Here is a 24,582-nt window from a genome sequence, read left to right on the forward strand (position 1 = left end):
TACGCTTGCGAAGGACCTTATCAGGTTGGAACAAGTCGTACCAACGATTGCCGTTCGGCCGTGATAAGGTCCTTCGCTTTGCTCAGGATGACAGACGCAAAATGAAGCAGGCTATTGCAGCAACCCTACCCCCGCCCAACTAATTCCTGCGCGACGCGGCGCGTTTCGCCGTCGGTTTGCACATAGTCGTCGAGGGAAGGAGTGGCAAGGTACGAAACCTTGGTGAGGCAGTTTTCGACCAGCGTGGGCATTTCCAGAAACCCGATTTCGTCGCGCAGAAAGGCGGCCACGGCCACTTCGTTGGCCGCGTTCAGCACGCAGGGCGCGTTACCGCCGCGGCGCATGGCCTCGAAGGCCAGGGGCAGATTGCGGAACGTGGCGCGGTCGGGCTGCTCGAAAGTGAGCTGGGGATAGTCGAGGAAGGAGAAGCGGGGGAAGTCGGACGGCAGGCGCTCGGGGTAGCCCAGGGCGTATTGAATGGGTAGCTTCATATCGGGCAGGCCGAGCTGGGCCTTGAGGGAGCCATCCTGAAACTGCACCAGCGAGTGAATAATGCTCTGCGGATGCACTACTACGTCGATCTGGTCATCCCGGAGCCCAAACAGCCACTTGGCCTCAATCACTTCCAGGCCCTTGTTCATCAAGGAGGCCGAGTCGATGGTGATTTTGGCGCCCATATCCCAATTTGGGTGCTTCAGGGCCTGGGCTTTGGTGACGGTGGCCAGCTGCGCGGCCGTGCGGCCCCGAAACGGGCCACCGGACGCCGTAAGAATGATTTTCTCAATCGGATTGCGCTCCTCCCCGACCAGGCACTGGAAAATAGCCGAGTGCTCCGAATCGACGGGATACAGGCCCACGCCGTGCTTTTTGACCAACTCCGTTATGAGCTGGCCGGCTACTACGAGGGTTTCCTTGTTGGCCAGGGCAATGTCTTTGCCGGCCCGGATGGCGGCCACCGTGGGCAGCAGACCTGCGTAGCCTACCATCGCCGTCAGCACGATATCGGTGGTGGGGCGGCCGGCTATTTCGGTGAGGGCAGCGGCCCCGGCCAGCACTTCGGTGGGCTGCCCGGCCAGGGCGGCTTTCACGAGGTCATACTGGCGCTCGTCGCCGATGACCACGGCGGCGGGCCGGAACTCCAGCGCCTGCCGGATCAGCAGGCTGGCGTTGGACTGGGCCGACAGCGCCGCCACCCGGAAGCGGCCGGGGTGGGCGCGAATCACGTCGAGGGCCTGGGTGCCGATGGAGCCGGTGGAGCCGAGCAGGGTGACGCGTTTGGGGGAAGCAGACATTACGGGAATTCAGATGCGGGGAAGCGCAGAGCGCTGGTAGGCAAAAGTACGGGGAAGTTTGGCTTGCCGCCGCGTTCGGGCCGCCTTCCGTGCACCTACGGCCCGAAAAGCCCGTACTTTGGGTTTTAGCCCTTTCTACGCCCGTGACCAGCCCTACGCCCGCCGTCAGTCCTTCCGCCTTCGACAAAGCCCGCAACGGGCTCTGGACCAGCCTGCAAAAGCACCTGGAAACCGTGTACGCCGCCGAAAAGGACTTCCGCGCCGCCACGTCGTTCACCGATGCCTTCCCCTTCTCCCCCGCCGCCTTCGAGCCCCAGGTGCTACTCGACTACCAGCAGCACCGCGCCCAGCTGCGCGACCTGTACATCGACGAAACCACCCAGCTCGACAGCCTGGTGAAAGCCGTGCGCACCAAAAGCTACGAGGAAGACGGAAAGAAGCTTCTGCTCCTGATGATTCTGGGCTACATGGACATCGCCGAAACCATCTTCGCGCTGCTGGACGTGCGTCGGCCAAGCAAGCTGGAAAAGGACGAGGAGTTGGAAGAAACCACCGCCAAGTTTGAGCGGGTGAAGAACTTCGTGCGGCTGAATATTAAGGGGATTTCGGGTTTGCTGCCGAAGATGGGTTAGTTTCTCTTAATAAAGAACGTCATGCTGAGCTTGTCGAAGCATCTCTACCGCTTCGGCGCTGGGTTCTTCAACGAAGCGGTAGAGATGCTTCGACAAGCTCAGCATGACGTTCTTTTTCTCGACAACAGGCGGGGCATAATCAAAGCACCGCCTCCACGCGCACCGCCTTCCCATTAAACATCGCTTCCTCCCCGGCGCGCTTGCCGCTCAGGGCCACTGCCACCGGAGCCGCCGCCGATACGGCGAAATAGTCTACGCCATCCACTGAGAGCTTGCCGGCGCTGATGCTGATGAAAAACCAGCCCATGCTGGTGTGCACCAAAGCCCCCGGATGCACGGAGTCGCAGGGTTTGGTGGGGTCAATGCGCTGCAGCTCGGCTTGCAGTTGGCGGGCCTGCTGGAGTTGCACCAGGTTTCGGTCCCGCTCGTTCTGGGCCATGGCGCGGCCGGTTTCGTACTTGTCGCCGGCGCTGCTCTTGGTTTCGGAGTTGGCCGATTCCTGCGCCGCGTTGATAGCGGCCTGAATGGCGCTGAGGCGGTCCTGGACGTATTGTTGGCAGGCGGTGTAGAGGGCGGGTTTGATACTGTTCTTATCCATTCTTGGGAACTGGCGCTTGTAGTGTAGCAGCTACATTTGCAAATGAATATTCACGCAACAAAGGCATATTCTTCTGGCTAATGTTGAGGCCCCATTCAGGCTTTGATTTCATACCATCACCGTAATTCCTATCACGGAATAAAGCATTTTCATTTTCCCAGGCCCAAGATGGTATCAGATAGCAGTCAGGCTCTTTGCCATGAGTTAGAATTACCACTGCAGCATACAGGTTACGACGAGACTCAAAACTCCACTTAGGGAAAAATATGTAGCCAGAATTACGGATTGACTTTACCTGAATGTCATAATAAGATTCGCCATTAACCCGAAGTACAAAGTCTATTCCTTTGTCATCGACTTCTGATGAATAAATATCGAACCCATATAGCGCGCACTTCATTTTAACAAAATACTCAGCGAAGCGCCCTACTTGTAAAGGCTTTAAACGACTCCAGTCGTATTCATTGTTCATACATCGTGTGTTTGAAGATTTAGAATGGGGAAGTCATAGTTGAGGTTTCAAGATGCAGCTTTCAATCCACCCCCAACAGCCCATCGGCCACCGTCCTATCGTTGCTCAACCGCGGCACCTTGTTCTGCCCACCTAGCTTGCCCAGACTTTTCATGTAGCGCTGAAATGCCCCGGCGGGCAGGCTCGTCAGGCGCAAGGGGGCCAGAATAGTACCGGTGAGCAAGTCGTCATAATATACATTGCGGCGGCGCAGACCGGCATCCAGGGCGGCGGCGAAGGCGGCGGTATCGTGGGGCGGGCGGGCGAATTCTACCAACCACTCATGCTGGCTTGGCTCGTTGGGATCGGTGCTCACGTGGGGGGCCACGGTGAATTCCACTACTTCCACCTCCGGGAATTGGCTCATCGCCTCGCGCAGCGTCTGCTCCACCTCTTCGCCGATTACGTGCTCCCCGAAGGCCGACAAAAAGTGCTTGATGCGGCCCGATACCACCACGCGGTGCGGGGCCAGACTCACGAAGCGCACCGTGTCGCCGAGGCTGTAGGCCCACAGGCCGGCGTTGGAGCTGAGCACCAGGGCGTATTGCTTATCCAGTTCTACTTCGCCGATGGTCAGGCGGGGCGCGTCGGGCTCGAAGAACTGTTCGGCGGGGATGAACTCGTAGAAGATACCCGCATTCAATAGCAGTAGCAGGCCGGGGCCGGCCGTGTCCTGGAAGGCCAAAAAGCCCTCGGAAGCCGGGAAAAGCTCGATGCTATCCACGGGCCGGCCGATGGTTTCGAACAGCTTGGCGCGGTAGGGCTCGAAGTTCACGCCGCCGTACACGAACAGGTCGAAGTGCGGGAAAATGTCCTTTACGGGCTTGCCGGTCAGCTGTACCAGCTTGTCGAAATACATCTGCACCCAGGGCGGAATGCCCGAAATCAGGGTCATATTCTCGGGCAGGGTTTCTTCCACAATGTGGTCGAGCTTGGTTTCCCAGTCCTCGATGCAGTTCGTGGTGTAGGTGGGCAGCTGGTTGCGCCGCAGATAGGCCGGCACATGATGGTTCACGATGCCCGACAGCCGCCCGGTATGGATACCACCCACCTGCTCCAGTTCCGGGGAGCCCGACAAAAACATCAGCTTGCCGTCCAGAAACCGGCTTTTGCCCGTGCGGTGTACGTAGTGCAGCAGCGCGTCGCGGGCCCCGTTGATGTGGTTTGGGATGCTGTCCGCGGTGAGTGGAATATACTTGGCGCCGGAGGTGGTGCCCGAGGTTTTGGCCAGATACAGCGGCTTGCCGGGCCAAAGCACATCAGCCTCGCCGGCCTTCACGCGGTTGAAATACGGGGCCAGCGCCTCGTAGTCCCGCACCGGCACCAGGCGGGCGAAGTCGGCGGGCGTGCGAATATCCTGGAAGCTATGGTCGCGGCCGAAAGCGGTGGTGCGCCCCTTTTCGATCAGCTGGCGGAACACGCGCTGCTGGGTACCCACAGGGTCTTTTTGCCACTGCTGGTAGCGGTGGTGCACGTAGGCCGCCAGCGGCCGACTCAGAGCGGATTTCAGACCCATGCGGTGAAATGGTGAGATAGTGAAACGGTGAGTTTTCGCCACTGGTATCAAAATCCAGTCTTTCAAAGGTAAGCTTACGCCCAAATTCACAACCGGCTGCTTCATTTCAGCCATTTACTCATTTGCGTCGTACCTAACTCACTATTTCACCATCTCACCATTTCACTAATGATCAACCAACGTGGCAATGCCGTCTGGAACGGCGATATCAAAGGCAGCGGCGAAATTTCGACCCAGAGCGGCACGGTAAAAGCGCCGTACTCCGTCGGGGCGCGGTTTCAAGGCGAAAAAGGCACCAACCCCGAAGAGCTGATTGGCGCGGCCCACGCGGGCTGCTATACCATGTTTCTTACCGGCCAGCTCACCAAGGCCGGCGCGCAGGTCAAGCAGATTCGCACCGAGTCGAAGGTGACGCTTGATACGTCGGGCGAGGTGCCGAAAGTGACCAAAATCACGCTGACCACGGAAGGCGCAGTGGAAGGCATTACGCAGGAAGAGTTTCAGAAGCAGGCCGAAAACGCCAAGCAGCATTGCCCCATTTCGCAGCTGCTGAGCGCCGTGCCCGAAATGGTGCTGGCTTCCGCGACGCTGAAGTAGTTTAGCTGGCCGTCCTGCTGAGCGAAGTCGAAGCAGCTCTACCGCAACAGTAATTACCATTGCGGTAGAGCTGCTTCGGCAAGCTCAGCATGACGGTCTTTTGTGCTCTGAGTACCACCCAGAAAACCGGCAGCGCCCGAAGCGTTGCCGGTTTTTCGTTTACTTTGTTGTCAGACTACTTCTTTCTATGCCCCGCGCCACCACCACGACCCGCATCCGTCTGCGGCCCGCCGATACGTCCAAAGTCCCTTTCTGGGGCCAGTTGCTCATCGGCGGCCTCTGGATTGCCTACACGCTGTTTCTGATCAACTCCAACGAAGGCGTGCAGGACTACCACTTTCTGCACTACGTGTTTCTGGTGTTCAGCCTGGTGTATGTAGGGTATGTGCTGGTGCACAATGCGCCGGTTTTCGGCACCCAGAGCTACCTGGAATTTACGCCCGGCTACATCGTGCACAAAAGCGGGCTGTTCCGGGCCAAGCAGGTTTTCGCCGCCGAAAACATTGAAGCCATTGATCTGGCGCCCATGCAGCTGCGCATCCGCCTGCGCTCCAACGACCTGTACACGCTGAGTCTGCGCGAAGTGAAAGGCCCCAAGCGCCGGGAACGATTTAAAGCTGAAATCCGGCAGTTTGCGGCCCAGTACAAGATTGAGCTGCGCGAAACCGCCCCGGCCCCGCGGGTATAGTTTTTTATCTACCGCCTGTCATCCTGAGCAAAGCGAAGGACCTCCCTCGTCGCTCATGTGAAGCTCCTTTCAATGCACAAAGCCCTTTGCCGCACGAACGGTAAAGGGCTTTGCTCGTTGAATGAGGCTTTGGATAGACGAAGAGGAAGGTCCTTCGCAGGCTCAGGATGACAGGTGCCTTTACTTCCCCGCAAACTTCTTGCGCAGCTCCTGGATCGTGCTTTTAAACGTCTTGTCGGAGTCAATCAGGTCCGAAACCGTCTGCACGGAGTGGATAACGGTGCTATGGTCGCGGCCTCCGAAGTTGTGGCCGATGCTCTTGAGAGAGTGGCTGGTGTGCTCCTTGGCAAAGTACATAGCCACCTGCCGGGCCGTCACCACCTCTTTTTTGCGGGTTTTGGCCTTCATCAAATCCACCGGAATGCTGAAGTATTCGGCCACGGTTTTCTGAATGAAGTCCAGGTTCACTTCGGCCTCCACTTCCTCAATGATGTGGCGCAGGGCCTGCTTGGCCATTTCCAGGTCAATTTCGCGGCGGTTGAGGCTTGATTGGGCCACCAGCGAAATCAGCACGCCTTCCAGCTCGCGCACGTTGGTGTTCACGGAATGGGCCAGATACTCCACCACCTGCGGCGGAATATCGATGCCGTCCTGCTGCATCTTGTTCTGGATGATGGCCATGCGCGTCTCGAAGTCCGGGCTCTGCAAATCGGCGGTGAGGCCCCATTTGAAGCGGGAGAGCAGGCGGTCTTCCAGGCCGTTCAGGTCGCGGGGCGGCCTATCGGAGGTCATGATGATCTGGCGGCCGGCCTGGTGCAGGTGGTTGAAAATGTGGAAGAACATTTCCTGGGTCTTGTCCTTGCCCGACAAAAACTGCACGTCGTCCAGAATCAGAATATCGACCAGCAGGTAGAAATTGGCGAAATCCTGCACCGCGTTGGAGCGCAGGCTTTCAATAAACTGATTGGTAAACTTCTCCGCCGACACGTAGAGCACGAATTTGTCGTCGGAGGTGGCCTTGATATGGTTGCCGATGGCCTGCACCAAGTGAGTTTTGCCCAAACCCACGCCCCCGTAAATCATCAGCGGGTTGAAGCTGGTGGTGCCAGGCTTGTTGGCCACGGCCATGCCGGCCGAGCGGGCCAGGCGGTTGCAGTCGCCCTCAATGTAGTTCTCGAAGGAATACGTGTGGTTGAGCTGCGACTTGAGGTAATTGCGGTCGATGGCCTTGGAGGCCTCGAAGGGGTTGCGCAGGGTGGCAGCCTTATCGGGGCTGAGGGGCGCGGCGGCGGCGGCTGCCACGTTGCGGGCCGAGGCCGTCATGGCGCTGGCGGCCATGGCGTTATCCTGCTGCAGCGGCGTGGGGTAAGCCGCCTTGCGGGCCGTGGGAATATTCACGGTGCGCGGTTTGTTCTGCCCGTTGCCCTGATCTACTACAATAGAATATTCCAGCCGCCCCTCGTGGCCCAGCTCCTGGTAAATACTTTTTTTCAGGACGTCCACATAATGCTCTTCCAGCCACTCATAAAAAAACTGGCTGGGCACCTGAATGATGAGCACGTTATTGTGCAGCTGCACCGGCACGATGGGCTCGAACCAGGTGCGGTAGCTCTGCTCACCAATATTTGCCTTGATGACGCGAAGACAGTTGGCCCATACAGTTCGGCAATCCTTCAGCATCAATCAGTTAGAACAAAAGCAACAAGTGCGAGGCGTGGACAGAAAGGAGCAGGCACGACTCGGGGAAAAGCCGTTTTTTTTCAGGGGGAGACAAAAATGTGGAAAAGTGCGGAGACAAAAAAACCCGTCTTTCCTTGCTTTTGTCAGGCCGTATGCACGGGCAGTACAGCGGCGCTGGCTACGGCCGGCCGGCGCTGGCCGGGCTCGAAAACATAGTCGAGACGGCCGAGGTTGATGCCCGACCAGCCCACCTGGTTGATGAGCGTGCGGTGGCCGGCGGGGCCATCAATCGGCTCGGGCTCCTTCATAAAGGTGTGGGTGTGCCCGCCCAGAATCAGGTCGATGCCGCCGACCTGCGCCGCCAGCTTGCGGTCGTCGATTTTGGCGCTTTCGTACTTGTAGCCCAGGTGCGAGAGGCAAATCACCATATCGCAGCGCTCGGGGCCGCGCAGCTGCTTCACCATGGCCTGGGCCGTGGCTACGGGGTCGAGGTACTTGGTGGCCCCAAAGTTCTTATCGGAAACCAGCCCGGCCAGCTCGATGCCCATGCCGAACACGCCAATGCGGCGGCCGGCTTTCTCAAACACTTTGTAGGGCTTGAAGGCGCCGGCCAGCGGGGTCTGCGAAAAGTCGTAGTTGGCCGTCAGAAACGGGAACGAGGCGTGGGGCAGCTGCTTCTGCAGGCCTTCGAGGCCGTTGTCGAAGTCGTGGTTGCCGAGCGTGCAGGCATCGTAGCGCATCTGCGACATGAGCTTGAACTCCAGCTCGCCGCCGAAAAAGTTGAAGTACGGCGTGCCCTGAAACACGTCGCCGGCATCGAGCAGCAGCACGTGGGGCTCCTGCTGCCGCACCTGCTCGATGAGCGTGGCGCGGCGGGCCATGCCGCCCATATTGGCCCACTCGCCGCCGTTGTCGGGGAAGGGCTCGATGCGGGAGTGCATGTCGTTGGTGTGCAGAATAACGAGGCGCGCGGGTTTCGCGTCGCGGGCCAGGGCCGGCACGCTCAGGCCCATCAGACTCAGGCCGGCGGCCCCGAGGGAAGTATGCTTAAGAAAGTCGCGACGGTTCATGTGTTTAATGTGCTAATGGGGTAATGTGGGTAATGTGCTAATGTGAGAATGTGGGTAAATGTGAGGTATTTGGTTAATGCGGGAATTGAATCATTGAGCCATCGGCACATTATCACATTACCCACATTTCCACATTAAAACTTAACCCGTCCTTCCACTTTGGCTTCCACGGGCTTGCCCTGTTTGGTGAGGGTGCGGATGTGGTCGGCAATGGCGTTGCGCAACAGAATGCCAGTGCCGCGGGGCTTGAGGGCTTTGAAAAACACCATCTGGTCGCCGCCGCCGGCCAGGTAGTCGGAAATGGCGATGGTGTATGTTTTGGCCGGGTCGAAGGGCTTGCCGCCAATGAGAATGCTGGTCGGCTTGCCATCGGCTCCCACGGTATAGGTCACGTTCGACAGCGCCATTTTGATGCGGGCGGCGTAGTCGAACAGCTGCTGGACCACGGGGCCGGGGACTTCGAGCACCACCAGCTCATTTTCAAACGGCATCAGCTCAAACACCGAGCCCAGCGTGATGGTGCCCGCGGGCAGGCCGGCGCGCAGGCCGCCGTTGGTCATCACGCCCATATCCACGGGCTGGCCCAGGGCCTGGCTGGCGCGGGTGCGCTGCAGGTCGGCCACGAAATTGGCCAGCGGCGACTCGCCGGAATTTTTGATGATGGCGGCCGGAGCCGTGCCCAGCACCTCGTTCATCTGCTCGGTCACCTTCTGGTGGTAGGGCGCAATGGTGGCGGCGGCTTTGGGGTCGTCGGGCAGGGCTTTGCCCACGGGCTGCGCGGTGGTGGGGGCCAGCTGGGGCTTGGCTACGTAGCCGGCCCGCTGGCAGGCGGGGGCCAGGGCCACAGTGGCCAGCAAACTCAGGGCCGCGAGGCGGGAACGGAAAAACGTCATGAGCACGGAACAGAAAATCAGAGAAAAAGCAGCCAGCAAAGGCAGGTTCGGCGCGCCGCTGCTGTTATACTACCCGAGTCATAAAGCCTTTGTCAGCTATAACAACTGGCTGCTACGGCTTACCGGCGGCTAGTTACCAAACGTGTAACCTCCCATCAGCGAGACACCCCGCATACCGGAAAACGACCGGCGAGCCTGAGAAGTATTATCGAACATATCAGCCCGTACCTCAACGAAGACACTGTGGCGTTGGTGCAAGGCGAAAGCTAGCCCGCCGCCGGCCATCACGCCAAAGCCATAGCTGCGAATAGGCACTTCGCGAGTGTAGGTAGTTTTGTTGACCGAATTGTAATCGGAGCGGGTAGCGTTGCTGTTGAAATTGAGCACTGCTACTGGGCCGCCTTGGATGTAGGGCTGCACCGTCCGGTTGAGGAATGTGTAGCGCAGCATGAGCGGCAGCCGGACCGAAGTCAGTTCGAGGTGAATAGTACGCGGTACGGTAGTACCTGCAAAGAAACCCATACCCTTACCATTGTACGCCTTATCATAAACCTGCTGTAGAAACATGGCTTGAAATAATAGGCTAAGCTTGGGGCTGAATCCGCCGGGCAAGATCTGCACTGCTGCTCCAAACGTAGGCCGCGTAGAGGAAAGCGCTACATTTTCTTCTGCATCATCAAGGGCCAGAACGGCTGACTGATACACACCAGCCATCACCGAATAGCGCAGGCGCGAAGCCGGCTTGGTAACGGCATACTGGGCCGTGCCCTTGCATTGGTTGTAGGCTTGGCCCACCTTAGCCAGTTCCGACTGTACCAACGACACCTTGGGCAGCATGACCTGCGCGGCGGGGCAGTCGGCCATGCGGCTCCAGAGCACGTTGCGGTAGAAGTACTGCCGCTGCCGGCTAGAAGTCTGCAAGCGGGTGTATTTGTCGAAAGTGTTGATGGTTGTATCACGCTGCACCAGGGCCTGCAAGGGCTCAGCGCCTTTGCGGGCATAGAAGAATTCCTTGTCGTCGGTATCGGTGTAGCGGAAAATGCTCAGGCCGCCCTGCACGATGATCTGCATAAACACCTTCGTGGGCACTTTGCCCGGCAGCTCCGTGGACAGATACTGCTGGCCGCCGCTGACGCCGTAACCGCGCAGCTGGTCGGGGGTGTATTCGGTGGTAGCGGCTGAGGCGGTGCTTCGGAACTGGCAAACGCGGGTATTGCGGGTGTTGCCACGGTAGTCTACTTGGCCGCGCAGCGTGTCGCCGGTAAGGGTTAGGGCGTAGCCCGGCCGAAAATCAGATTGTGCTCTGGCGTGTAAGGCGACGAACAGCAGCAGCAGGAGTAAACCTTGTTTCATTGGAAAAGAAAATAGGAGAGAACGAGAAATTGCAGCGTTGATTTATAAAACCAGCCGACAAAGCTACGCGAAACTTTGCCCGCGCCAACTGCCGGCGGCCTGGCGGCGTTATGGGCCCAATGCGGTATCTTTAGCCCCTCATTACCCCTCGTATCTTCAGGCTCCCACCCCTCTCCTTATGGCCGATACACTGCGTTCCGCGCCTGTTTCCTTCCCCGAATTTGAGCCGGTAAGCACGGCGGCCTGGCAGGAGCGCATCCGCCGCGACCTGAAAGGAGCCGACCCCGAAACCCTGGTCTGGACCCCGGCCGACGGCTTTCCGGTGCAGCCTTTTTACCATGCCGAAGCCCTGGATGCGCTCAGTGCGGTGCCCATCCCCCAGGTGCGAGCTGGCCAGCCGGATGCGTCGTGGCTGAACGTGCCCACGTATGCCGTGGCTTCGCTCAGCAACGGCCACGCCGCCGTCGGCCGGGCCGCCGATGCGCTGCGTCGCGGGGCTGATGGCGCCTGCTTCGAGCTGACCGATGCGGCATCGTTCGACGTTGATTATCTCAACAGTCATCTGCCGCTGGGCACTACTTACCTGGGCTTTTCGGTGCGGCTGGGAGCGGCGGAATTTGTGCAGCGCCTGCTCGCGGCCGAGCCAGCCGGCCTGCGCGGCTTTCTGCGCTTCGACCCTGTTTCTGACCACACCCCCGACCTGCCCTCCCAACTGGCTGATTTGCGGCAGGTGCTGCGCCTCACCCGCCACCTGCCGGACTTTCGCGCCCTGACGCTGAACGGAGCCTTTTTTGCTAACCGCGGCGGCACCGCTACCCAGCAGATCGGCTTCACGCTGGCTACGGCCGCAACCTACCTGAGCGAGCTGCCCGACGACACACTGAGCGTAGCCGACGTGGCCGCCGCCCTGCAGATTCAGACCGCGCTCAACCCAAATTACTTCCTGGAAATAGCTAAGCTGCGGGCCCTGCGCCGGCTGTGGGCCACGCTGCTGCACGCCTACGAGCTACCAGCGGAAGCCGCGGCCAATCTGCGCATCTTCGCCGGCACTTCTACCTGGTCGCGCACGACGCTAGACCCGCACACCAACTTGTTGCGCGTGACCACCGAAACGATGGCCGCTGTGCTGGGCGGGGCCGATGCGGTGAGCGTGGCCCCCTTCGACAGCCTCTACCACGACCCGAACGAGTTTTCGGACCGCCTGGCCCGCAACCTCTCCATTATTCTGCGCGAGGAAAGCCAGCTGGGCCGCGTGGCCGACCCCGCCGCCGGCTCCTACTACCTCGAAACGCTGACCGACCAACTGGCGCGTAACGGCTGGGCGCTGTTCCAGCACGTTCAGGCGCAGGGCGGCCTGCCGGCGGCCGTGGGCCTGCTCATGCAGGAGCTGCACAAAGTGGCCCAGCAGCAATTTCAGCGCATTGCCGATGGCTCGCAGGTGGTGGTGGGCACCAACCGCTTCCAGAATCCGCACGAGCAATTCGATTACAACCCCAAGAAGCTTCTGCGCAGCCGCGACTTCGACTCGACGCGGGCTACCTACCCCTCGGAAGTGCTGCGGCTGGCTACAGCGCTGCACTTTCAGCGGCGCGAGAAAAAGCACAAGCGGGCGGCCGTGGTACTGCTGGGCACCCATACCAACCAGCTGATTCTGGAGTCGTTTATGCAGCTGCTGCCCAAAACCGAGCGTAAAGCTATTAGCGCCAGCCACCCGGAAGGCACGCTCTCGGTTCTGTTTTCGACCCCCGAAGGTGCCACGCTCATGTATGCCACCCCCGACCAGTTCGGTCACTTCGCCCGGGTAGTATGCCGGGTGCGGCAGGATGATGCCGGTTTTGTGCCCCCGCACCTGCTCAACGCCGACCTGGCCACCATGCAGGAAGCCGTGGCCCTGTTCGGCTTTCAGGAATTCACCGTGGAAGGCTACAGCACCGACGACGTGCTGGCCCGCCTCCAGGGGCGGTGATTTAGCGATTTAGTGATTCAGTGAGTTTGCTGTTCTGGCAGCGCAGTTTGCATAAACAGAACGTCAAACTCACTGTATCATCAGCTCACTAATTCACTAACTCACTAATTCACAGTTATGAAGCCCGATTTCTCCCAGATTGCTTACGACGCGGCGGCGCTGCCGGCGCCGGCAGCGCCGCCCACCGAAACCCTCACCGCCGAGCAGATTGCTGTCAAGAGCTACTACACGGCCCAGGACGTGCAGCACCTCGACCACCTCGGTTTTGGGGCCGGGGTAGCGCCGTATCTGCGCGGCCCCTATGCCACCATGTACGTGCAGAATCCCTGGACTATCCGCCAGTACGCGGGCTTCAGCACGGCCACCGAGAGCAACTCCTTCTATCGCCGCAACCTGGCCGGAGGGCAAAAGGGCCTGTCGGTAGCCTTCGACCTGGCCACGCACCGCGGTTATGACTCCGACCACCCCCGCGTGGAAGGCGACGTGGGCAAGGCCGGCGTGGCCATCGACTCGGTGGAGGACATGAAGATCCTGTTCGACCAGATTCCGCTGGATCAGATGTCGGTGAGCATGACCATGAACGGGGCCGTGCTGCCGATTATGGCCTTCTACATCGTGGCGGCTGAGGAGCAGGGCGTGGGGCCGGATAAGCTAGCCGGTACCATTCAGAACGACATTCTGAAGGAGTTCATGGTGCGCAACACCTACATCTACCCGCCCGCGCCGAGCATGCGCATCATCGCCGACATCTTCGCCTACACGGCGGCGAACATGCCCAAGTTCAACTCCATCAGCATCTCGGGCTACCACATGCAGGAGGCCGGCGCCACCGCCGACCTGGAGCTGGCCTACACCCTCGCCGACGGCCTCGAATACGTGCGCGCCGGCCTGGCCGTGGGCATGGACGTGGACCAGTTCGCGCCCCGCCTGTCCTTCTTCTGGGCCATCGGCATGAACCACTTCATGGAAATTGCCAAGCTCCGCGCCGGCCGTTTGCTGTGGGCCAAGCTCATGAAGCAGTTCAACCCCCAGAACCCCAAAAGCCTGGCCCTGCGCACCCATTGCCAGACCTCGGGCTACTCGCTCACCGAGCAGGACCCATTCAACAACGTGGCCCGCACGACCATTGAAGCCCTGGCCGCGGCCCTGGGCGGCACCCAAAGCCTGCACACCAACGCCCTCGACGAGGCCATTGCCCTGCCCACCGACTTCTCGGCCCGCATTGCCCGCAACACCCAGCTCTACCTCCAGCACGAAACCGACATTACCCGCGTGGTGGACCCCTGGGGCGGCTCCTACTACGTGGAAACCCTCACTCACGAGCTGGCCGACAAAGCCTGGGCCCTCATTCAGGAAGTGGAGGAGTTGGGCGGCATGGCCAAGGCCATCGAAACCGGCTTGCCCAAGCTGCGCATCGAGGAAGCCTCGGCCCGCAAGCAGGCCCGCATCGACTCGGGCAAAGAAATCATCGTGGGCGTGAATAAGTACCGCCTCACCGACGAGCAGTTGGGCCAGGAGCAGGAGATTGAAGTCCTCGACATCGACAACGCCGCCGTGCGCGAGTCGCAGATTGCGCGCCTGAAGCAGATTAAGGCCGAGCGGGATAATGAGGCCGTGAAAGCCGCCCTGCAAGCCCTGACGGATGCCGCCCGCGCCGGCACCGATCCTCAAAGCTCAACCTCCAAAACCCAGAACTTACTGGCCCTCGCCGTGGAGGCTGCCCGCCTGCGCGCCACGCTGGGCGAGATTTCCGATGCCCTCGAAGCCGTGTATGGCCGCCACCAGGCCACCATCCGCGCCATTTCGGGCGTGTATTCCGCCGAGATGAACTACGACGAGGAGTTTGCTAAAGCCCGCCGCGCCGCCGCCGACTTTGCCGCCAAGGAAGGCCGCCGCCCCCGCATGATGGTGGCCAAAATGGGTCAGGACGGCCACGACCGCGGCTCCAAAATCATTGCCACCTCCTTCGCCGACGTGGGCTTCGACGTGGACATTGCGCCCCTGTTCCAAACCCCCGCCGAAGTAGCCCGCCAGGCGGCCGAGAACGACGTGCACGTAGTGGGCGTGAGCAGCCTCGCCGCCGGCCACAAAACCCTGATTCCCCAGCTGATTCAGGAGCTCAAGCAGCTTGACCGCGCCGATATCCTCGTCATCGCCGGCGGCGTAATTCCGGCCCAGGACTACGATTTTCTGTACAACGCCGGCGTGGTTGGGGTGTATGGCCCGGGAACGGTCATTGCCGTGGCCGCGCAGGAGATTCTGGCGAAGCTGACCGAAGCATAAGCAGGGCCACTGCCATGAGCATCACCCGCACCACCGTTGCCGATAAGCTGCTGGCCTACCTGCGCCACCAGCTCACCCTTTCCGAGCTGGTAGCCTGGAGCGAAGCCGCCATTATGGACGGCGACCTGACCGAAGGCGACGAGCCTCTGCTTATGGAAGTTCTCACCAAGCTGGGCGTGGCCGACGTGCGCGCCTTCGGCCTCACCTGGGAAGACTGCGAGCAGATGATGCGCCAGTTCGGGTATACTCTCCGTATCGAAGCCAGCCACGCGGCGTAGCATTACCTGGCGTGTTAGGCTTGGAGCAGTCATTGACGTAGAGGCGCAGGAGATTCTGGCGGAGCTGGGGCTAAGCTTATCCCGTACCAACTCGGCCCGCTACCTCACGCCGCTGGCTGTAGAAGGCTACCTTGCTTACACCATCCCCGAAGTCATCAACAGCCGCTTACAACAGTACGTCACCACGCCCAAAGGGGCACAAGCTTCAGCTGAATAGTGTACATGTAGTGTACATGTAACTCATCGAAAAGCGGCTTTTCAGCTCCGATACCGCATATGCACTGACAATGTGGTGTACATGTACTGTATATGTACCCGCGGTTTGCTTGGCTTTCGGTTGTAGCTTGCAGCAGCCTACCATCTCAGCTTCTCTACGGCCCCGGTACTGTCATTGCCGTAGCGGCGCAGGAGATTCTGGAGAAGCTGGGGAGCGATTTACATAAAGAACAATTACCTAATGAATACGATTTCAATAATCCTTACCAGCAGCCTATTATCTGCTTTTCTGACTAATATAGTCAATTGGTTAATTCAAAAAAATAATTTTAAAAATGATTATTATAAAAAATTACTAGACAAAAGGCTTAACGCTTATGAAGAAGTAGAGGCTTTAATTTCTAGAATGAAACCATTAATTCATTTAGAAGATGGCAACGCATGCAATATATTCTTTACAACAGGCAAACATGAATATGAAATGTTTGTAATATCATTAATGAAACCCCTAATGAGCTCTTTCTGGCTCAGCAATGCAGTTTCAAATAAAATAACAGAATTAAATGTTTTCTTACTTAATGAAATAAGCTACAAAATAGAAGACCTTAGCGATGAACAAGCAGCTACAATCTTAGAAAATCTTGGCATAAAACATCGTGAAACAATAAGAAACATACGAAAAGAGATAGAAAATTTACTCTACAGCGACTTGAAAACACTTCATAATATTTCAAGTTTTGTGAAGAACCCTAGAACTACAATCCATAAGTTCACCTTAAATCCACCTAGTCATTCTAAGCAATTGGCATAAACCTAATATTTTCGATATATTAATAATACTAATGCAAATCTCCCCCACCGACCAACTCGACGCCGATATTGACTACTTCGCCGCCGACGCTACCGGGCATATTCTGCACGTAGCGTCCGGGGGTGGGGTGCTGCCGGAGTCCGTGGCGGCCGACCAGGAGGGGCTGCTGGCGCTGCACCAGTACTTCCTGACGCTGCCGGAGCCGGCGGCGGGCGGGGCACTGGCCGCGGCCGAGGCGGTGGAGACCAGCTACCCCGGCGCCACCCGCTACGCCCGCCGCGGCCTGTTCTCCTTCGCCAAAACCGACCTCCACGCCCCCTCCGATCCGCGCTACCACCTGGTGGCCCGTCCGCTGCGCCCCCTCACGGTAGCCGAGCTGCCCCCGGAGCTGGCCGCGCTGCTGCGCCGCACCCTGCTCCCGGGTTCCGTGGTGCACCAGTCCACCCTCGACGTTTCCAGTATTCCGTAGCTCAGCACCGGCCCGCCCCCAGCGGGCCGGTTTCGTTTCCGGCAATGCTGCCGCGGGCACCGCAGCTTCTGGCCGGTCCTCCGGCACTTCTAGCAGTCTTTACGCCGCTTCTAGTGGTCCTTTCGCCCCTTCTAGCGGTTCTTCCGCCTCTTCTAGCACTCTTTACGCCCGTTCTAGCGGTCTTTACGCCTCTTCTAGCACTCTTTACGCCGCTTCTAGCGGTTCTTCCGTCTCTTCTAGCGGTCTTTACGCCGCTTCTAGCGGTTTTTACGGCGGCGGAGCTTGTGGTAGAAGCAGTTGGGTATATCAGCAAATAGCCGTACTCTTATAACAACTTTAAATCTTTCAATTACAACACGATGAGTAAGCAAGAATCAGTACGCTTGTATACCGGCTCCGATGCCGATATGCGCCAGCGCATGCGCACGATGCATGGGCATTATCTTACGGATGTGGCCGCCTTCAGTGGCTTCAACCCCACGCTGAACGCCGCGTTTGGGGCGCAGTGGCTGGCGGCCATTGAGGCCGCGGATCAGGCCTTGCCGGGCGCGGTGCGCGTGGGCGAGCTGAAGGAGGAAACCGGCCAGGTGCAGGACGATATGGAGCAGGCCCGCCAGCAGGTGCAGACGCTCTTTTATTACGTAGACAAGGCCTTTCCGAAGAATGCCGGACGCCTCGAGCAGTATGGCAAGAAGCGCTACGAGAAGGCCCGCGCCAAACAGGAAGAGATGCGCACGCTGCTGGAAATGGCCCTGCAGTCGGCTACGCGCGACGAGCAGGCCCTGACCACCCAGGGCTACACGGCCGCCAAGCGCCAGCAGCTGGCCCAGCTCAGCGACGCGCTGACCGCCAGCAACACGGCGCAGAAAGTGAAGAAAGGAGCCAACAAGGAAGACAGCGGCCTCTACATCGAAACCCAGAACGCGGCCTACGGCTACGGGCAGCAAGCCAACGAGGCGGCGCGGGTGCTCTACATGAGCGATGCCCTCAAGCGCGACCTCTACCGCCTGGTAGACGCGGTGAAGCGCCCCGAAGCCCACGAGCTGACGCTGAAACCAAACACGGCCCGCACGGTGCTTTTCGAGGCCGAGCTGCTGCCCGAAACCGAGCTGCGCCTGCGCCTGAATGCCGGTGCGGGCGTGGTGGCCGTGGCCCTGGTGCCCACTCCCGAGGCCGTGCCCGACAAGCCCCGCACCTTCGGCGGCCCCGCCGCCGCCGATACGCTCACGCTGACCGCCGCCGCGCTGGGCAGCGGCCAATACCTGTGGGTCCGCACCGAGGGCCCCGAAACTCTGCTGCGGGCCGAGCTGCTGAAATAGCCCGTTGCCCCCGGCCCCTTATAGCCCAACGCCCCGGCCTGCTGCAGGTCGGGGCGTTGTGGTGTTGGGGCGCGGGTGGCGGGCTACTGGGGCAGCAGCTCCAGGGCCACGTCGTTGCCTTGCTGCAGGGCCAGGTCGCGGGCCGTGAGGCCGCGCACATCGCGCAGGGTGGTGTCGGCGCCGGCTTCGAGCAGCACGGGCACCATGTTGTGGCGGCCGAAGAGGGTGGCAAACATGAGGGCGGTGCCGCCGTTGCCGTTTTGCTGGTTCAGATCGGCACCGTGCTGGATGAGCAGGCGGGCCACTTCGGGGTAGCCCTTGAACGAGACGCCCATCAGGGCCGAGTTGCCGCTGGCATCCTGCACGTTGGGGTCGGCCCCGGCTTCGAGCAGCAGCCGGGTGGCCTCGCGCTGGTCGTCGTAGGCCGCCACGATAAGGGCCGTAAAGCCCTTGCCATTCTGCAGGTTCAGGTCTATTTTCTCGTCGATGAGCTGTTGCAGCGTGGCCACATCGCCGCGGCGGGCGGCATCAATAAGCAGGTCTTCGGGGCGGTTGGAAGTGAAGGACATGGGAAGTGGGAAGCAAGTAAAAGAGAATAGGCAGCCAGCAAGCCGGTGCGGCCCGAAGGCAGCCAGCCGGGCCTTTTCCCTACGGTCAGCAGCCCGAAATGGATGGGCAGGCGCCAGCAAAAAGCCGGCCCCGCACGCGGTGGGGCCGGCTTTTACGCTCATCAGGCAGCGGGCAAGGCCTAACGCACTGTGAGTCGGGCCGTAGCTACCGTGCCGCCGGCCAGCGTGGCACGCAGGGCGTAGAGGCCGGGGGCCAGGCCGCGCAGCGCCACCGGGCAAGGGCCGGCGGCAGTGGGCAGCGCCTGCTCCCGCACGGTGCGGCCCAGCGCGTCGGTCAGCACCAGGTGGCCGCCGCCGGCGGGCAGCAGCAGCATGGTCTGCTCCGTGGCCGGGTTAGGATACACCGCCAGGGCCAGGGGGGCCTGTGCCGGGCGGCTGCCGGTGATGAGGCCGCCAGCATTGAGCTTGGCGACAAAGAAGCTGATACCAGGATCTTGGCTCGTCAGCGAGCCAAACCGCACGGAGCCGAAGGCCCCTCCGGCAACGTAGGCGTTGCCCTGGGCATCGGTGGCCAGGCTGGTGCTTACGGCGGCCCCGGAGATGGCGGAGCTACCACCGGCGGCTCCGGCCCACACTACGTTGCCGGCCTGGTCGTAGCGCACCACGTACAGCGCGGCACCAGGACTGGTGAGCACCGTGCTGCCAAACGTGACGGAGCCCTGGAACGGGCCAGTCAGGTAGAGGCCGCCGCGGTTGTCGTAAGCCACGTCGTAGCCGGAATAGGCGTCAAGCGGCGCGGGCTGCACCTTGCGCTCCCAGCGGCGCGTGCCGTCGGGCGCATAGGCTGCCACGTAGATGGCGCTGACTTCGCTGCCGTTCACGTCCCGGTAGTCAGCGTAGCCGGTCACGGCCACCCGGCCGGCGGCATCCACGGCTACGGCCGCGCCGCGCTCCGAATCGGAGCCGCCGGAACGCCGGGCCCAGAGGGCATTGCCTTGGGTATCGTATTTAGCCACAAACAGATCTTCCTCGCCCCCGACCGTGGGCAGCGTCTGGGTGCCGAAGGTGGCCGCCAGCGATACCGAGCCGGTCAGGTAGGTGTTGCCGGCCGCGTCGGCAGCCAGACCGCCGCCGTAGTCCAGCGAGGCCGAGCCCGCCGAGCGCAGCCAGACAGCCGTGCCGGCGGGGCTGATTTTGCACAGGAAAATGTCGCTGGCCGAGTTGGTGCTGTTCAGGGTAGTGGTACTGCCGAAGGCCAGCGTGCCGCTGTAGTCCCCGGTGAGGTACACGTTGCCGGCCGCATCGGCGGCCACGCCGGTGCAGTAGGCACTGGCCGATGCCTCGCCTCGGCGGGCCCAGAGCAGGTTCCCCTGGGGGTCATACTTAGCCACGAACGAATCGGTCTGGCCGGCTGCCGTGGAGAGGGAAGTGGTGCCCAGAGTGAGGTACTGGCCAAAGTAGCCGGCCAGGTACACGTTGCCGGCGGCATCTACGGTAGTCAGCACGTTGGATTCGTCGTGTGAGCTGGTCAGGGCGTGGCGGGCCCAGGCCAGCGTGCCGTCGGCGTTGTAGCGGGCCACAAAGAAGCCCGCATCATTGGTACCGGCCGTGAAGCTGGTGGTAGCGTTGAGCGTAAGCGTGCCATCGAAGAAACCGCTCACGATATGGCTGCCATCGGCGGCCACGGCCACCTTGCTGGCCTGGGAGCCCTGGCTGCCGCTGGGCGGGCCGGCACTGATGGCGCGGGTGACCGAGGCCCAGGTGGGCGCAGCAACCTGCGCCTGGGCAGTGAGGGCCGGGAAGCCCAGAACCGCCAACAATGTCAGACGGGACAAGAACGAGGGAATAGAAGTAGGCATGCGAATGGGGTATGGGTTGGGTTAATACAGAAGCGAAAGTACGTCAGCGTCACTGTCCGGCAAGCAGAATCGGCACAGTGTATTCTGCGGCGACGGCCGGCCATCGAGGAGCGCAAGATGACCGCATGGCGGTTTCAAATCACTCTCAGGAGAAGGGTACTACCAAGAAGGTTGCATAGCTCCTGCAACCTTCTCCGCGGCCTGCTATTGCCGGGGCGCTCACCGGCTGACTCGAAGTCTTACAGCTCCCCCAGCCGGCGGCCCTGCTGGCGGCCGAAGCGCGGGTGCTTGGCCTGCCCGATCAGCTGGGCCGAATAGATGCCCCGGTGCCCGGAAAACAGGTAGGCCACCACGCAGGCTAGTCCCAGGTAGATGGCCGCCTGCGTGCCGAACAGCTCCAGACCCAGCAGCGTGCAGGCCAGCGGCGTGTTGGCCGCGCCCGCCAACACGCCCACAAAGCCCATGGCCGCCAGCAGCGCCACCGGCAGCGGCAGCACCAGCGCCAGCGCCGAGCCCAGCGCCGCCCCGATAAAAAACAGCGGCGTCACCTCGCCCCCCCGAAAGCCGCACCCCAGCGTGAGGGCCGTCAGGAGCAGCTTCCAGGCAAAATCCGGGGCCGCCAGCGGGTGCTGAAACGCTTCCAGAATGACGGGAATGCCCAGGCCCACGTAGCGCGTGGTGCCCAGTGCCGCCACCACACCCAGCAGCAGCAAGCCCCCCGCCACCGGCCGCAGCGGCGCATAAGCCAGACAGGCAAACTGCCGGCTGAACCAGTGCGTGAGCCCCGCAAAGCCGCGGGCCGTGAGGCCAAACAGCGCCCCCGCCAGCAGCACGCAGCCCAGTCCCAGCGGCGTGAGCGGCACCGCCGCCAGCTGCGGATACGCCGTGTGCCCCACGCCCCAGGCCCGCGTCACGAAGTCGGCGCTGACGGCGGCCAGGAAGGCGGGCACCAGCGCATCGTAGCGGATGGTGCCCAGCAGAAACACTTCCAGCCCGAATACCGCGCCGGCCAGCGGCGTGCCGAACACGGAGGCAAACCCGGCGCTGATGCCCGCGATGAGCAGCAGGCGCCGGTCGCGGGGGCGCAGGCCAAGCAAACGGGTGAGCTGATCGGCCAGGGCGCCGCCCATCTGCACGGCGGTGCCCTCACGGCCGGCCGAGCCGCCCACCAGGTGGGTGAGCAGCGTGCCGCCCAGCACCAGCGGCACCAGGCGCAGCGGAACGGGGGCGCGGGGCGCATGAATCTCGTCGAGCAGCAGGTTGTTGCCGCGCCCAGCCGCCCCGCCGAAATAGTGGTAGGCCGCCCCGATAACAAAGCCCGCCACGGGCAGCAGCCCCAGCACCCAAGGGTGCAGCTCGCGCCAGCGCGTGACCCAATCCAACGACACCAGAAACAGGGCGGAAGCCGTGCCGGCCAAGGCGCCGACCAAGATGCTAAGCAGCAGCCAGCGCAGCAGAAAAAACAGGTTGGCGGGCGCGTCGTGGGCCTTTAGGCAGGCAGGCAGCTGACGGAAGAAGGCAGAAAGAGGGGCCACAAAGGAAGCAACATGATGAATACCCGGCGCGGCCCGCGTGGCCGTCCGTTGCGTAGGAATCATCAGCGCGGGGCGCGGGGCACCGGCGGTTCGCGGTGGAAATCCATCACCGTAAGCAGGACCGAAGATAGGAAGGATGCCCCGGTTTCGGCTGTGGCTTTGGCTGCGCCCCCGCTACCGGCTGCGCCCCAGCACGCGCCGCAGCTTGGCCACATTATCTACCTCGTAGGCATCCGGGTTGGCCTGCACCAGCTCGGTGATGCGCTTGGTGGAGCGGCCCCCGAAAGCCACCACGGCCAGCCCGGCGGCGTGGGCCTGGGCGGTGTTGGCGGCGGTGGTAAGGTCTTCGCTGAGCACTACGGCCTCCACGTTCAGGGCCTGGGCTTTGCGGAGGTTGGCGGCAAAATCATGGGTGATTTCGTAGCCCTGGAGCGCGGCGGGCCACAAACGGCGCACTCGCTGCAGGGTGGCCACCTGGTCAGTCACGAACAGTACCCGCCCGGGCGGCACGCGGTAGCGCTGCAGCAGGCGCACCAGCTGCCGGGCCAGGGCGGCCGAGCTGGCCTGGGCCTGCACCGGACTCAGGCAGGGCAGGTCTTCGTGCAGATCGAGGTGCAGGTAGGGAAATTCGGGCCGGCGGGCGAGGCGGGCCAGCAGCGTATCGAAGGTGATAATTCGCTCGCGCTGAAACCAGTCGTAGGGCCAGCCGCCGCGGTAGCGCAGCTGCACCAGCGCGGCGGCCGGCTGCTCGCTGGTGCAGCCCCGGCCGGTGCGCGTCATCGAGCTCAGCGTCACGTCGTGGTAGAGCACCGGCACGCTGTCCTGGCTGAGCTGGATGTCCACTTCCAGGCCTTCCGCACCATCCTGCAGGGCTTTCAACTCGCTGCGCAGGCTGCTTGGCGGCAGCGGGTTGAAGGTATTCAGCGGCCGGAAGAAGCCCGAGCCGGCATGGCCGACGACCACCATCTGGCCCGGTTCACGGCGCAGGGAGTTGGATTGAGCCAATGCGGCGGTGGTCAGAAGCAGGGCCGCGAGGAGCGGAAGAAGGCGTTTGATCATGCAACGGATTGGCCGGACACAGTACCCGGCAGTGCGTGGGCATACGCCGGGGCGGCACTTGCTGTTCGATTGGGCAGTGCATCATTCAGTGGCGCGGACGCGCCCCTACCCTACCAGTTTCAGCATCCACTTTTTCACCAGCGGCTGGCGGGCCACGCGGAAGCCGGCATTCACCACCCAGGGCTTATCGGCGAAAAAGCGCATCAGGCGGTAGCTGCGCGTGAGCTTGCGGCCGATTTTCTCCTCCACTTCCCGCTCGTATTGCTGCAGGAAAGCGGCGCTGAAATCCTGCTGGGCGAAGCAGCGCTGCACCTGCGCGGCGGCCAGAACACCGCTTTCGATGGCCGTATCGATGCCGTGGCCCTGCAGCGGGTCGATGAGGGAAGCCGCGTCGCCGCAGAGCAGGAAGCGCGGCCCCGTGCTGGGGCGCGGCGTGCCGCCCAGCGGCAGCCCGAAGCCCACGATGGGCGTGAGCTGCTCGGCCTGGGCGAAGCGCGGGGCCAGCGCGGGGTGCTGGCGCAGCACTTCCTGCATGGTTTCCTTCAGGTTCACCTGCCCGGCCGCAATCTGATCCGAGACCATGCCGAAGCCCACGTTGCAGGTGCCGTCGGGGCCGACGGGGAAGATCCAGAGGTAGCCGGCCAGGTGTTCCTTCAGGAAGAAGAACTCGGTGGTTTGCTCGTTGGTGCCGCTGATGCCGCGGTAGTAGGCGCGCACGGCGGCGCAGTGGTAGCGGCGGTCGAGGGGGCGCGGGAGCAGCTTGCGGGCCACCACGGAGTTGGCCCCGTCGCAGCCCAGCACCAGGGCGGCGGTGAGGGGCGGGCTGCCATCGGCGGGAAAGACGGTGGCGCAGTGGGCGTCGGTCTGCACGTCACGCACGGCGTAATTTTCGCGGATTTCGGTGCTGGTGTGGCGGCGCACCAGGTTCAGCAGGTGGTGGTCGAAGTGCAGACGCGGGCTGCTAAACGTGGGCAGCTGCCACTGCACGCGGGCCTCGCCGCCATCGGGCGCTACCAGGCGGCTGGTCTGGGTGTCGGCGCGGGGCGTGCGGGTGCGCAGCTCCTGGTAAAAGTCTTCGGAGAGCTTGCGTAGCGCTTTCAGGGCCGGGCCGGGAATGGCATCGCCGCAGACTTTATCGCGCGGAAACCGGGCCTTATCAAGCAGGGCCACGCGCAGGCCGCTGTGGCGCAGGGCCAGCGCGCAGGCCGCGCCCGCCGGACCGGCCCCAATCAGGATAACGTCGTAGTGGTGGCGGGCAGCATCGGGCACGGGCGGCGGGGTAAGGTGGTCGGAATCAAAGGTAAGAGCGGCGGGCAGGTTTGGCGTTGCGAAAAAGCAATGGCCGGCTAATAACTGGCTTATACAATATTCGGGAGCGGCGCCGTTTA

At 61.8% G+C, this 24,582-nt stretch carries 22 protein-coding genes and 1 riboswitch; of the genes, 9 read left to right on the forward strand and 13 right to left on the reverse strand.

Annotation, left to right across the window (positions count from 1 at the left end; all coding sequences use genetic code 11):
- Nucleotides 1-125: 125 nt before the first annotated feature.
- Nucleotides 126-1,292 carry a 1-deoxy-D-xylulose-5-phosphate reductoisomerase gene (locus tag BUB62_RS03685; protein ID WP_073106358.1) on the reverse strand — a complete coding sequence of 389 codons (1,167 nt, stop codon included), beginning with the start codon at nt 1,290-1,292 and terminating at the stop codon, nt 126-128.
- A 143-nt stretch (nt 1,293-1,435) separates the two neighbouring features.
- On the opposite strand from BUB62_RS03685, the gene BUB62_RS03690 reads away from it, so the two are divergent.
- A complete protein-coding gene (locus BUB62_RS03690; protein WP_073106362.1) occupies nt 1,436-1,924 on the forward strand; it encodes a hypothetical protein in 489 nt (162 codons plus the stop codon).
- A 139-nt stretch (nt 1,925-2,063) separates the two neighbouring features.
- Here BUB62_RS03690 and BUB62_RS03695 read toward each other — a convergent pair whose 3' ends face one another.
- The 3 genes from BUB62_RS03695 to BUB62_RS03705 form a co-directional block, all read right to left on the reverse strand.
- Complete coding sequence (locus BUB62_RS03695) at nt 2,064-2,522, reverse strand: 3-oxoacyl-ACP synthase (RefSeq protein ID WP_073106364.1); 459 nt, start codon at nt 2,520-2,522, stop codon at nt 2,064-2,066.
- Entirely contained in the window at nt 2,515-2,994 is a 480-nt protein-coding gene (locus tag BUB62_RS03700) for a hypothetical protein (protein WP_073106370.1), read from the reverse strand. The genes BUB62_RS03695 and BUB62_RS03700 overlap by 8 nt, the downstream gene beginning before the upstream one ends.
- A 61-nt stretch (nt 2,995-3,055) precedes the next feature.
- Complete coding sequence (locus BUB62_RS03705) at nt 3,056-4,549, reverse strand: GH3 family acyl-acid amido synthetase (RefSeq protein WP_073106372.1); 1,494 nt, start codon at nt 4,547-4,549, stop codon at nt 3,056-3,058.
- Nucleotides 4,550-4,717: 168 nt separating this feature from the next.
- Here BUB62_RS03705 and BUB62_RS03710 point away from each other — a divergent pair, with 168 nt between their 5' ends.
- On the forward strand, nt 4,718-5,146 hold the full coding sequence (locus tag BUB62_RS03710; RefSeq protein WP_073106375.1) for an OsmC family peroxiredoxin: 429 nt from the start codon (nt 4,718-4,720) through the stop codon (nt 5,144-5,146).
- Between the two features lie 187 nt (nt 5,147-5,333).
- Nucleotides 5,334-5,834: a hypothetical protein gene (locus BUB62_RS03715; protein ID WP_073106377.1), complete on the forward strand. Its 501-nt coding sequence runs from the start codon at nt 5,334-5,336 to the stop codon at nt 5,832-5,834.
- A gap of 180 nt (nt 5,835-6,014) precedes the next feature.
- Here the strand turns inward: BUB62_RS03715 and dnaA are convergent, their stop codons facing one another.
- The 4 genes from dnaA to BUB62_RS03735 form a co-directional block, all read right to left on the reverse strand.
- A complete protein-coding gene (gene dnaA / locus BUB62_RS03720) occupies nt 6,015-7,514 on the reverse strand; it encodes a chromosomal replication initiator protein DnaA (RefSeq protein WP_073106380.1) in 1,500 nt (499 codons plus the stop codon).
- Nucleotides 7,515-7,657: 143 nt separating this feature from the next.
- Nucleotides 7,658-8,584 carry a bifunctional metallophosphatase/5'-nucleotidase gene (locus tag BUB62_RS03725; RefSeq protein ID WP_073106381.1) on the reverse strand — a complete coding sequence of 309 codons (927 nt, stop codon included), beginning with the start codon at nt 8,582-8,584 and terminating at the stop codon, nt 7,658-7,660.
- 134 nt (nt 8,585-8,718) lie between these two features.
- Nucleotides 8,719-9,477, reverse strand: a complete 759-nt coding sequence (locus tag BUB62_RS03730) for a 5'-nucleotidase C-terminal domain-containing protein (protein WP_084538803.1) — start codon at nt 9,475-9,477, stop codon at nt 8,719-8,721.
- 129 nt (nt 9,478-9,606) lie between these two features.
- On the reverse strand, nt 9,607-10,830 hold the full coding sequence (locus tag BUB62_RS03735; protein WP_073106383.1) for a porin family protein: 1,224 nt from the start codon (nt 10,828-10,830) through the stop codon (nt 9,607-9,609).
- 178 nt (nt 10,831-11,008) lie between these two features.
- Between BUB62_RS03735 and BUB62_RS03740 the strand changes: the two genes are divergently transcribed.
- From BUB62_RS03740 to BUB62_RS03760, 6 genes are all read left to right on the forward strand, one after another.
- Nucleotides 11,009-12,796: a methylmalonyl-CoA mutase family protein gene (locus BUB62_RS03740; RefSeq protein WP_073106385.1), complete on the forward strand. Its 1,788-nt coding sequence runs from the start codon at nt 11,009-11,011 to the stop codon at nt 12,794-12,796.
- A 117-nt stretch (nt 12,797-12,913) separates the two neighbouring features.
- Entirely contained in the window at nt 12,914-15,079 is a 2,166-nt protein-coding gene (gene scpA, locus BUB62_RS03745) for a methylmalonyl-CoA mutase (RefSeq protein ID WP_073106387.1), read from the forward strand.
- A gap of 14 nt (nt 15,080-15,093) precedes the next feature.
- Entirely contained in the window at nt 15,094-15,357 is a 264-nt protein-coding gene (locus BUB62_RS03750; RefSeq protein ID WP_073106389.1) for a hypothetical protein, read from the forward strand.
- A gap of 457 nt (nt 15,358-15,814) precedes the next feature.
- Nucleotides 15,815-16,384 (forward strand): hypothetical protein, encoded by a 570-nt coding sequence (locus BUB62_RS18910; RefSeq protein ID WP_143164012.1) that lies wholly within the window; start codon nt 15,815-15,817, stop codon nt 16,382-16,384.
- A gap of 31 nt (nt 16,385-16,415) precedes the next feature.
- A complete protein-coding gene (locus tag BUB62_RS03755; protein ID WP_073106391.1) occupies nt 16,416-16,853 on the forward strand; it encodes a hypothetical protein in 438 nt (145 codons plus the stop codon).
- A 359-nt stretch (nt 16,854-17,212) separates the two neighbouring features.
- Nucleotides 17,213-18,172, forward strand: coding sequence for a hypothetical protein (locus BUB62_RS03760; RefSeq protein WP_143164013.1), 960 nt, complete (start codon nt 17,213-17,215; stop codon nt 18,170-18,172).
- An 83-nt stretch (nt 18,173-18,255) separates the two neighbouring features.
- Here BUB62_RS03760 and BUB62_RS03765 read toward each other — a convergent pair whose 3' ends face one another.
- The 5 genes from BUB62_RS03765 to BUB62_RS03785 all read right to left on the reverse strand — a co-directional run bounded on the left by BUB62_RS03765 (nt 18,256) and on the right by BUB62_RS03785 (nt 24,463).
- Nucleotides 18,256-18,741: an ankyrin repeat domain-containing protein gene (locus BUB62_RS03765; RefSeq protein WP_073106395.1), complete on the reverse strand. Its 486-nt coding sequence runs from the start codon at nt 18,739-18,741 to the stop codon at nt 18,256-18,258.
- A 179-nt stretch (nt 18,742-18,920) separates the two neighbouring features.
- Entirely contained in the window at nt 18,921-20,600 is a 1,680-nt protein-coding gene (locus BUB62_RS03770) for a T9SS type A sorting domain-containing protein (RefSeq protein ID WP_143164014.1), read from the reverse strand.
- A 239-nt stretch (nt 20,601-20,839) separates the two neighbouring features.
- A complete protein-coding gene (locus BUB62_RS03775; RefSeq protein ID WP_234988623.1) occupies nt 20,840-22,135 on the reverse strand; it encodes a chloride channel protein in 1,296 nt (431 codons plus the stop codon).
- A gap of 46 nt (nt 22,136-22,181) precedes the next feature.
- Nucleotides 22,182-22,255: riboswitch (Fluoride riboswitch) on the reverse strand.
- A gap of 54 nt (nt 22,256-22,309) precedes the next feature.
- The gene (locus tag BUB62_RS03780; protein ID WP_073106400.1) at nt 22,310-23,194 is read right to left on the reverse strand and encodes a glycerophosphodiester phosphodiesterase; all 885 of its coding nucleotides are present in this window, start codon (nt 23,192-23,194) and stop codon (nt 22,310-22,312) included.
- Nucleotides 23,195-23,299: 105 nt separating this feature from the next.
- Nucleotides 23,300-24,463, reverse strand: a complete 1,164-nt coding sequence (locus tag BUB62_RS03785; RefSeq protein WP_073106401.1) for an NAD(P)/FAD-dependent oxidoreductase — start codon at nt 24,461-24,463, stop codon at nt 23,300-23,302.
- Between the last annotated feature and the right edge of the window lie 119 nt (nt 24,464-24,582).

It is taken from the genome of Hymenobacter daecheongensis DSM 21074, assembly GCF_900141805.1.
Classification (GTDB): domain Bacteria; phylum Bacteroidota; class Bacteroidia; order Cytophagales; family Hymenobacteraceae; genus Hymenobacter; species Hymenobacter daecheongensis.

Coding starts and splice junctions, on each gene's coding strand:
- BUB62_RS03685 (WP_073106358.1), bottom strand. CDS start 1,292: ATGTCTGCTTCCCCCAAACGCGTCACCCTGCTCGGCTCCACCGGCTCC.
- BUB62_RS03695 (WP_073106364.1), bottom strand. CDS start 2,522: ATGGATAAGAACAGTATCAAACCCGCCCTCTACACCGCCTGCCAACAA.
- BUB62_RS03700 (WP_073106370.1), bottom strand. CDS start 2,994: ATGAACAATGAATACGACTGGAGTCGTTTAAAGCCTTTACAAGTAGGG.
- BUB62_RS03705 (WP_073106372.1), bottom strand. CDS start 4,549: ATGGGTCTGAAATCCGCTCTGAGTCGGCCGCTGGCGGCCTACGTGCAC.
- BUB62_RS03710 (WP_073106375.1), top strand. CDS start 4,718: ATGATCAACCAACGTGGCAATGCCGTCTGGAACGGCGATATCAAAGGC.
- BUB62_RS03715 (WP_073106377.1), top strand. CDS start 5,334: ATGCCCCGCGCCACCACCACGACCCGCATCCGTCTGCGGCCCGCCGAT.
- dnaA (WP_073106380.1), bottom strand. CDS start 7,514: ATGCTGAAGGATTGCCGAACTGTATGGGCCAACTGTCTTCGCGTCATC.
- BUB62_RS03725 (WP_073106381.1), bottom strand. CDS start 8,584: ATGAACCGTCGCGACTTTCTTAAGCATACTTCCCTCGGGGCCGCCGGC.
- BUB62_RS03730 (WP_084538803.1), bottom strand. CDS start 9,477: ATGACGTTTTTCCGTTCCCGCCTCGCGGCCCTGAGTTTGCTGGCCACT.
- BUB62_RS03735 (WP_073106383.1), bottom strand. CDS start 10,830: ATGAAACAAGGTTTACTCCTGCTGCTGCTGTTCGTCGCCTTACACGCC.
- BUB62_RS03740 (WP_073106385.1), top strand. CDS start 11,009: ATGGCCGATACACTGCGTTCCGCGCCTGTTTCCTTCCCCGAATTTGAG.
- scpA (WP_073106387.1), top strand. CDS start 12,914: ATGAAGCCCGATTTCTCCCAGATTGCTTACGACGCGGCGGCGCTGCCG.
- BUB62_RS03750 (WP_073106389.1), top strand. CDS start 15,094: ATGAGCATCACCCGCACCACCGTTGCCGATAAGCTGCTGGCCTACCTG.
- BUB62_RS18910 (WP_143164012.1), top strand. CDS start 15,815: ATGAATACGATTTCAATAATCCTTACCAGCAGCCTATTATCTGCTTTT.
- BUB62_RS03755 (WP_073106391.1), top strand. CDS start 16,416: ATGCAAATCTCCCCCACCGACCAACTCGACGCCGATATTGACTACTTC.
- BUB62_RS03760 (WP_143164013.1), top strand. CDS start 17,213: ATGAGTAAGCAAGAATCAGTACGCTTGTATACCGGCTCCGATGCCGAT.
- BUB62_RS03765 (WP_073106395.1), bottom strand. CDS start 18,741: ATGTCCTTCACTTCCAACCGCCCCGAAGACCTGCTTATTGATGCCGCC.
- BUB62_RS03770 (WP_143164014.1), bottom strand. CDS start 20,600: ATGCCTACTTCTATTCCCTCGTTCTTGTCCCGTCTGACATTGTTGGCG.
- BUB62_RS03780 (WP_073106400.1), bottom strand. CDS start 23,194: ATGATCAAACGCCTTCTTCCGCTCCTCGCGGCCCTGCTTCTGACCACC.